This is a genomic window from Mesorhizobium sp. M1A.F.Ca.ET.072.01.1.1 (assembly GCF_004023325.1).
In the GTDB taxonomy this organism is placed as follows: Bacteria; Pseudomonadota; Alphaproteobacteria; order Rhizobiales; family Rhizobiaceae; genus Mesorhizobium.
Genome location: NZ_RZSF01000336.1, coordinates 1 through 7,206, shown reverse-complemented (window position 1 = coordinate 7,206; position 7,206 = coordinate 1). Strand labels below are relative to the sequence as shown.

11 protein-coding genes and 1 pseudogene are annotated in these 7,206 nt (G+C 64.9%); 3 read left to right on the top strand and 9 right to left on the bottom strand.

What is annotated here, in order from left to right; genetic code table 11:
• Positions 1-190: hypothetical protein (locus EOA32_RS39370; RefSeq protein ID WP_210214864.1), on the bottom strand; the 190-nt coding region annotated here is incomplete at its 3' end.
• A 105-nt stretch (positions 191-295) separates the two neighbouring features.
• Between EOA32_RS39370 and EOA32_RS30780 the strand changes: the two genes are divergently transcribed.
• Both EOA32_RS30780 and EOA32_RS30775 read left to right on the top strand, forming a co-directional pair.
• Positions 296-625, top strand: coding sequence for a hypothetical protein (locus tag EOA32_RS30780; RefSeq protein ID WP_128373723.1), 330 nt, complete (start codon positions 296-298; stop codon positions 623-625).
• 270 nt (positions 626-895) lie between these two features.
• Positions 896-1,606 carry a TetR/AcrR family transcriptional regulator gene (locus EOA32_RS30775; protein WP_245499437.1) on the top strand — a complete coding sequence of 237 codons (711 nt, stop codon included), beginning with the start codon at positions 896-898 and terminating at the stop codon, positions 1,604-1,606.
• Here the strand turns inward: EOA32_RS30775 and EOA32_RS30770 are convergent.
• The 5 genes and pseudogenes from EOA32_RS30770 to EOA32_RS30750 all read right to left on the bottom strand — a co-directional run.
• Positions 1,510-2,142: pseudogene (locus tag EOA32_RS30770) on the bottom strand (EamA family transporter); the annotation flags it as partial. The gene EOA32_RS30775 and the pseudogene EOA32_RS30770 sit on opposite strands and share 97 nt — an antisense overlap.
• The gene (locus tag EOA32_RS30765; protein WP_095779156.1) at positions 2,139-2,717 is read right to left on the bottom strand and encodes a TetR/AcrR family transcriptional regulator; all 579 of its coding nucleotides are present in this window, start codon (positions 2,715-2,717) and stop codon (positions 2,139-2,141) included. The pseudogene EOA32_RS30770 and the gene EOA32_RS30765, both read right to left, overlap by 4 nt.
• A gap of 202 nt (positions 2,718-2,919) precedes the next feature.
• Complete coding sequence (locus tag EOA32_RS30760) at positions 2,920-3,372, bottom strand: hypothetical protein (RefSeq protein ID WP_066995767.1); 453 nt, start codon at positions 3,370-3,372, stop codon at positions 2,920-2,922.
• A 110-nt stretch (positions 3,373-3,482) separates the two neighbouring features.
• Positions 3,483-3,845, bottom strand: a complete 363-nt coding sequence (locus EOA32_RS30755) for a DoxX family protein (RefSeq protein WP_128373722.1) — start codon at positions 3,843-3,845, stop codon at positions 3,483-3,485.
• A 24-nt stretch (positions 3,846-3,869) separates the two neighbouring features.
• On the bottom strand, positions 3,870-4,292 hold the full coding sequence (locus EOA32_RS30750; protein ID WP_128373721.1) for a VOC family protein: 423 nt from the start codon (positions 4,290-4,292) through the stop codon (positions 3,870-3,872).
• 181 nt (positions 4,293-4,473) lie between these two features.
• On the opposite strand from EOA32_RS30750, the gene EOA32_RS30745 reads away from it, so the two are divergent.
• Entirely contained in the window at positions 4,474-5,229 is a 756-nt protein-coding gene (locus EOA32_RS30745) for a helix-turn-helix domain-containing protein (protein ID WP_128373720.1), read from the top strand.
• 23 nt (positions 5,230-5,252) lie between these two features.
• Here the strand turns inward: EOA32_RS30745 and EOA32_RS30740 are convergent, their stop codons facing one another.
• The 3 genes from EOA32_RS30740 to EOA32_RS30730 form a co-directional block, all read right to left on the bottom strand.
• The gene (locus EOA32_RS30740) at positions 5,253-6,101 is read right to left on the bottom strand and encodes a 23S rRNA (adenine(2030)-N(6))-methyltransferase RlmJ (protein WP_128373719.1); all 849 of its coding nucleotides are present in this window, start codon (positions 6,099-6,101) and stop codon (positions 5,253-5,255) included.
• 7 nt (positions 6,102-6,108) lie between these two features.
• On the bottom strand, positions 6,109-6,732 hold the full coding sequence (locus tag EOA32_RS30735) for a hypothetical protein (protein WP_095829246.1): 624 nt from the start codon (positions 6,730-6,732) through the stop codon (positions 6,109-6,111).
• A gap of 12 nt (positions 6,733-6,744) precedes the next feature.
• Positions 6,745-7,206: TetR/AcrR family transcriptional regulator C-terminal domain-containing protein (locus EOA32_RS30730; protein ID WP_189407503.1), on the bottom strand; the 462-nt coding region annotated here is incomplete at its 5' end.

Here is a 7,206-nt window from a genome sequence, read left to right as displayed (position 1 = left end):
TGGCTGCCGCCTTCGCGGCCGGCTTAGCCGCAGCCTTCGCCGCAGGCTTTGCCGCTGCCTTGGCCGGAGCCTTGGCGGCTGCCTTCGGTGCCGCTGCCTTCTTCGCTGCTGCAGGTTTCGCGGCAGCCTTCGGTGCCGCTTTCTTTGCCGGCGCTTTCGCCGCCGGCGCCTTGGTTGTCGTCTTTGCCATGCGATGCCCCTTGCGTTTTGCCCAAGGTCGTGAGTGACCCGGCGTGCTCATGCATATCTGACTCGCGGCTATCTAGCCAGCGAAGCAACACAATGAATTCAGTTATTGAATTTTGGTTACGCAAGACGCGTTGACAAGGGCATCGGCGAAAAAAACGACAGAGAATCTTTGCCCTTCGAAGTGAAAATGCGCCGTCGAGAATTCCCGATGCTCTCTATCGCCGGATCATCCAGACATCTTGATGCCGCGCAGAGCGTAGAATGTGAGCGTATTGCTCATAATGGACAACGCACACCAAACAAAGCACCTCATCTTGTCCAGCGGAAAGATTTACAAGTCAAGGCGGAGCAGAACCGAACCGGCGAAGGGGCAAAGCTTGCGCGGCAAAAAGCGAGCTTACCGCTCACATTCAAAACTGCCGCTGGAAGAGCCTGATACCGCTCAGGCTCCGCTGCAGACGGCGTGAGGACGCCGCCCGTTCCATGCTCCTCGCAAGTTCCGGGGAGAAAACCGTTGCGCACAATCCTGGAAGTGCTGTTCTTCGTTGGTCGCAATTCCGGACGGAAAACCGCTTCGCACTTTTCCTGGAATTGCTGTTCTTCCTTGGTCGCAATTCCGGACGGAAAACCGCTTCGCACTTTTCCTGGAATTGCTCTCAGGCCAAATGTGAGTATCCTGCTTATATTCTCGGGAGGCAGGTTGGGGATGTCTACTCGCATTGCAAAGCCAGCCCCGCGCATGCGCAAGGAGCCGCGCCAGGCGCGCTCGGTCGCCACCGTCGAGGCGATAATCGAAGCAGGTGCCCGCGTTCTAAGCGAGATCGGCTGGGCGGGCTTCAGCACCAACAAGGTGGCCGAGACCGCGGGCGTGAGCATCGGGTCGCTCTATCAATATTTCCCCGACAAGCTTGCGCTGGTCGACGCCATCCGACGCCGCCACTTCGACCATGTGCTGTCCGTCATTCGCGACGCCGCGGCTGAGGAGAAGCCGCTCAGGCAATTCGCGCGCGAGCTGGTGCGCGGCATGATCGCCGCGCACAGCATTCACCCGACGCTGCATCAGGTGCTGCTCGACGAGACGCCGGTCGACCGCGGCTCGCGCGCCGCGCATGCCTCGTTCCAGGCCCGCTATCTCGAGCACTATGCGGCGGCCGTCGCGCAATACCGCCGGCGCCTGAAGAATACCGAGACCGTGGCGCGCGTGCTCTCCTCCGCCGTCGAGGGCGTGATCCACAATGCGGCGCGCCGCAACATGCTCGATGCGCCGGAGCTGCAGAAGCAGCTCGGCGAGCTGATCTGCGCCTATCTGTCCGGCCAGCGGCCGCCGCTCAAGGCCTTGCGTGTTTCCGGCGCACGCAGGTCGACAATGAGCCTGCCGCGCAGGCCGACGAAAGCCGCCGGCAGCAGGGCACCGTAGATCAGCAGCACCCAGGCGGTGTAGGCGGCGCTGTCGCCGGCGACGCGCACGCCGATCGCGTCGACCGTCGCATAGGCCGCGATGATGACGCCGGTGGCCAACGCGTAGAGGATCGATGTCACTGAGGCCCTGCCCCGCCCGACTGACAGACCCATAATGCCGCAGGCGACCAGCGCGACGCCGATGAGTTCCGGCGCGGCGAGCCGCTGGCCGGCCAGCAGGAAGCCGCCGAGCGCCACCAGCAGCGGCACGCTGCCGCGCACGATCGGATAAACCTGCCCGAGCTCGCCATAGCGGTATGCGGCAACCAGGAACACGCTGTAGCCGACCTGAAGGACGGCCGACAGCACGACATAGGGCCAGGCAGCCGCAGCCGGCAGCGGATGGAAGAGCGCCAGGACAATAGCAGCGGCAGTGCTCGAGAAGCTCATGACTGTGACCGTCCACAGCCTGTCGGCCCCGGTCCGTAGGAAGGCGTTCCAGCTGGCATGCAAAATGGCCGCGGACAGCGCGAGCCCAACGACCGTCGCGTTCATTGGGGGACCCGCGCGCCGGCGAGGATGGCGGAAGCCGCCTTGCGCGCATTGGCGATGGCGGCATCAGCCTCCCCCATCTGGGCCATCAGCGTCGCGCCCTCGATCAGCATCAGCAGCGCCGTGGCGACGCCCTCGGCCCGCTCCGGCGGCATCTCTTCTTCCAGGATGGCGCGCAGGCGCGCCCGCAAACCCTTCTTCTGGCGGCTGGCTGCCTTGAACACCGGATGATCGGGATCGCCGAACTCGGCGAGCGCGTGCGCGAACAGGCAGCCGTGGAAATCCGGATCGCGAAACCAGCGTTCGTGCCAGTCCAGTATCGTGAAGATCTTCGCTTCCGCCGTGTCCGCCGACGCGGCCAGCCGGTCGAGTTGGCGTTCGAAACGCGCCGCGCGGTGCTCCAGCACCGCGACGATTAGATCGTCCTTCGCCGGGAAGTGGCGGTACATCGTCATCTTGGCGATGTCGGCCTCGGCGATAATGCGATCGATGCCGGTGGCGTGGAAGCCGTCGCGCTTGAACAGCGAATACGCGGTGTCGACGACATGCTGGCGTTTGGCGGAAGGCGATGAGGGCATTATGTCGCCGTGTGATGAGACAGGTCTGTCTCTTTTTAGGCGACAGTTCGACAGTTGTCAATCGGCAGCCAATTAGCCGATTTGCCTTCCGGCGATGGCCGGCAAGCTCACAATATTCGCGATGGGACTGATGCCATCGACGGGCCGAACGGAGTGGCCTGCGACCTAAAGGCCGCGGACCAGTGAATGGATCTGCGGCTTCTTACCGAAGCACGCGGCAGCGGCCGTTATAAACCATCCAGCGGTCGAAGCCGGAGACGCAGAACTCGACATTGTCGCCGATCGAGGCGAAGCCCTGGCCTTCCTCGATCAGGTAGAAGATCGAGCGGTCGCGGCCGTCCGACAGGCTGACGGTGGCGCGGCAATAGTGCCGGCCGATCGGCCATCTCTCGGTCGACGGCAGATAACGATGCAGGCGGATGTTATGGAAATCGGTGATCGCGACATCCGGCAGGTGCGGCACATGATGAACCTGATAGCTGAAGCGATCGGTGATCTTGCTCAGCACCCAGGCCTCGCCGCAGACGCTGCCGTCATCCTCGGTTAAAACGGCAAGGTCGGCGGCCTGCGCTGCCTGGGTGAAACCAAGCGACGTGCCAAGCGGCGTCAGAAGCGAAATCAGCGCGGCAAGGGCGGAATGGGCGAAGCGAGTCATGACAGCCTCTCAAGGTCGGTTGCACGCACTGTGCGGATTCGCTTGACGGCGGTCAAGCGGTTGTGAAGACAATGGTTTCCCAAATCATCGTTCCAGATGCGGTCCGGCTGTCAGACGGTTCCCGCCACCAGCAGTCCGCCGACGACGGCCAGGTTGATCAGGAACGCGTTGCGCAGCACCTGCCGCTCCGGCTCTTCGGACTCCCAGAAGCGCAGCAGCGCGACGTTCGTCGCCAGCGTGAACAGGACAAGCGCACCGGCGGCGAAAGGCACGGCACGGCCGAGCGCGAGCATCATGCCGGCGACGACCTCGAGCGCTGAGCCGGCTGCCAGCATGACAGCGGGAGCCGGAAACTTCCGGCTCGCCAGATAGTCGCACATAGCCTTGAATCTCAGGAAGTGCTCGATGCCGGCGAAGACGAACACGCCGCCGATGAGAAGCGCGCCTATCGCCTGAATGGTATCGATCGACATGTCGACCTCCTGCAGGTTTCCGGGTCAATCCTTCGGGATGAAAGCGGGGTTGTAGACGACTTCCCAGAGATGATCGTCGGGATCCTGGAAATAGCCGGCATAGCCGCCCCAGAAGGTCTTTTGCGCCGGCTTGGCCACGCGCGCGCCGGCCTTGACGGCCTCGGCCATGGTCGCGTCGACCTCGGCCTCGCTCGCCACGTTGTGGCCGATGGTGAACTCGGTCGGACTGCGGCCGCTCTGCGGCACGGTGGCGTCGAGGGCGATGCTCGCGCGCTCGAAGATCGCGAATTTCAAGCCGCCGGCAAGCTCGAAGAAGGCGACGGCGCCGTGCTCGAACTCGCGGCCGATGATGCCCTCGGTCGGCAGGCCCAGGCCGTCGCGGTAGAATTTGAGCGACGCCTCCAGATCGTCGACGCCAAGGGTGAAGACGGTGATGCGAGCTTTCATTTCTCTCACTCCCTTCTATATTCGTGACCACATCCGCGACCGGATGCGGCGCGGTGAAGGCGCTGGACGCGCCAAGAGGCTGCATCCGTTTTGCCACGGCGGAAGCGACCCGCATTGAAGATTTCGGCCAAAATGGCCGAAGCGGACCCGCCAGAGCACGCCGAAGCAGATCGGAGAAGATATGGAAGCGGTCCTGGCGCAGACCACCGGCTTCTTTCGGGAACGGCCCGCCCCGCGAGGCCTGGCCGGCGCCTTCTCCGCCGTCTGGGTGCATCGCATGGCGAAGCAGGACGTCCCGCCAATCGTCATCACGCCGGACGCGACTATCGATCTGCAATGGATCGAAGGTCGCTTCCGCGTGGCCGGACCGGACAAGGAGCCGCAGATCGAGCGCCTTCCCCCCGGGTCGGTGATCATCGGCTTCCGCTTCCGGCCGGGCGCGGCCGCCGGGTGGCTCGGCGTGCCGGCCGGCGAAATCGTCGGCGGGCGGCTGAGCCTCCAGGACTTATGGGGTACGCGTGCCCGCGAACTGTCAGATCGCGTCAAGGCCGCGCCCGACCTCGCCGGCATGGTGCGGCAGCTGGAAAATAACGTCGGCGCGCATACAGAGGGGCGCGATGCGCTCGATGCGCTGATGGGCAGGGCCTTCGAGTTCATTGATGAAGGCCTGTTGCCGGAGACGCCGCTGGTTCCCTGTCTGCTCAACCGCCTCAACATGAGCGAGCGGACGCTGCGCCGGCGTTTCGAGGACGCTTTCGGCTATGGTCCGAAGACGCTCGACCGCATCCTGCGCTTCCACCGCTTCCGGCGCCTGCAGCGACGGCATAGCGATGCCTCGACCGCGCTGCTCGCCATCGAGGCCGGCTATGCCGACCAGGCGCATCTGATCCGCGAAACCCGGCGGCTGACCGGCGTGACACCCTCGGCGCTGGCGTAGCTAATCTTCGGCTGGTCCCGGTCTCACTCACCGGCCAGCCATTCGATCGTCCAGCGCGACGGCTGTTCGACGGCAAGCGCTCCATGCAAGGCCGGCAGCATCACCCGCAATTCGGCCTCCAGCGTGAAGGGCGGGTTCACCACCACAAGGCCGCTGCCGTCGAGGCTCGGTCCGCTCGAGGCCGGCCGGATCTCGAAGCCGATGTCGAGCAGTTTTGGAATGCCTGTCTCCTTCAGCGCGGCACGGAAGGCGGCGACCGCCTTGCGATCCTTGATCGGATACCAGAGCGCGTAGATGCCCCCCGGCCAGCGCCGGTGCGCTCGGCGCAGGTTCTCGACGAGACGCTGGAACTCGCCCTCCTCCTCGAAGGGCGGATCGACAAGCACGAGCCCGCGCTTTTCCTTCGGCGGCAGATGCGCGCCGAGCGCCAACCAGCCGTCGAGCTCGATCACCCTGGTCTGGATGTCGCCGGCGAAGACGGCTTTGAGCCGCGCAGCGTCCTCGGAATGCAACTCGATCGCCGTAAGCCGATCCTGCTTGCGCAGGAGATGGCGCACGATCAGCGGTGAGCCGGGATAGCGGCGGAGACCGCCGTCGGGATTTTCCAAGCGCACCGCTTCCAGATAGGGCTGAAGCAGCGCCGCCGTCCGAGGCTCGAGCGCGGCCTCGGACAGCCGGCCGATGCCGCCCTGCCATTCACCCGTCTTGCCGGCTTCCACCGACGCGAGATCGTAGCGGCCGATGCCGGCGTGAGTGTCGATAACGCGAAAGGCCTTGTCCTTCTGCTTCAGATACTCGACCAGCCGGCTGAGCACCGCGTGCTTGACGACATCGGCGAAATTGCCGGCGTGGTAGGCGTGGCGATAATTCATGCCGCCTTCACCTTTGCGAACCGCCGCGGCCCCAGCGCGGCGGCGGGGGCTGCGAGTTGGGATTCTGCGGCGGCTTGTTGCCACGCCCAAAGACCAGCGAAAGCACCAGCCCAGCCAAGCCGACGCCCATCAGCGTGTAACCGGCCGGCTGCGCGCGTTCGTCGGCTGAGCCGGTGCCCGCACGCAAGATCAGGTCGACGGCGCGCATGTCGATCCCGTCCGCATCGCCCGGACCGACAGTGAAGACGTAAGCGCCCGGCGTGACCGTCTCTATCACGCCGGCCTCGTCGCGAAAGATCTTGTCGGGCAGTTGCGGGCTCACCTGGCGTGGATTGTCGGTGTGGTTGAAGGAGAGCGTCGAGGCGAGCGCCGTGCGGCCGCCGCTTGCCGCGGTCAGTGTCAGCACCGTGTGCTGCTGCGAGGCGACGCGCTCGGCACGCGCGGTGAGGTCGACCAGCACGCGGACAGGCGCGTCGCGCGCAGCGAGCCGAACGGTCGCCGGCCGGAAGCGGCCGCCCTCGTAGACGCGCCAGGTGCCGATCGCATGGCCGGAGAAATTGCTCACCGCCCAGGGATAGAAGACCCCGATGGCAGCGCCGGCGATGAGGACAAGAACCGAGAGGAAGCGCATTGAAAGCCCTGGTTAGAGTTTCTTGCGGGCGCGATCGCCACTTTTGGCGGCATCGTCCCGGGCAGCGTCGCGAATCCGCTCCATCTCGTCCAGAAACATCTCCAGGCCAAGCTCGAAAGTCTTGTCGAAACCGCTTGTGCCAAAATAAGCCGCGGCCGCCACGACACTGGGATAGTCGCGCTGCAATTCTTCGTCGCTGACCGTGGTGACCGCCGACGGCCCCTTGGCGTAGCCGGCGGTCTCGTCGAGGATCGCCCCCATCAGATAATAGCCCGCGGCGCGGAACAGACGGGCGCTGAGCTCAGGTCCGAAGCCGCCATCCTCGAACAGGCCGATGATGGCGTTCAACTTGGCGAGGCAGGGCGGCGAGTTCATGCGATAGACGACGATGAACGGCGCGAAGGCCGGATGCTCCGTCGCCACACGCCGGAACTCCTGCATGCCGATGCGCGCCCGCTCACGCCAAGGAAGGCC

Bases quoted from the DNA above. Each gene is read 5' to 3' on its own strand.
- EOA32_RS30750 (WP_128373721.1), bottom strand. From the start codon at position 4,292: ATGAAAGCTCGCATCACCGTCTTCACCCTTGGCGTCGACGATCTGGAG.
- EOA32_RS30735 (WP_095829246.1), bottom strand. From the start codon at position 6,732: ATGCGCTTCCTCTCGGTTCTTGTCCTCATCGCCGGCGCTGCCATCGGG.
- EOA32_RS30740 (WP_128373719.1), bottom strand. From the start codon at position 6,101: ATGAATTATCGCCACGCCTACCACGCCGGCAATTTCGCCGATGTCGTC.
- EOA32_RS30775 (WP_245499437.1), top strand. From the start codon at position 896: ATGTCTACTCGCATTGCAAAGCCAGCCCCGCGCATGCGCAAGGAGCCG.
- EOA32_RS30745 (WP_128373720.1), top strand. From the start codon at position 4,474: ATGGAAGCGGTCCTGGCGCAGACCACCGGCTTCTTTCGGGAACGGCCC.
- EOA32_RS30760 (WP_066995767.1), bottom strand. From the start codon at position 3,372: ATGACTCGCTTCGCCCATTCCGCCCTTGCCGCGCTGATTTCGCTTCTG.
- EOA32_RS30755 (WP_128373722.1), bottom strand. From the start codon at position 3,845: ATGTCGATCGATACCATTCAGGCGATAGGCGCGCTTCTCATCGGCGGC.
- EOA32_RS30765 (WP_095779156.1), bottom strand. From the start codon at position 2,717: ATGCCCTCATCGCCTTCCGCCAAACGCCAGCATGTCGTCGACACCGCG.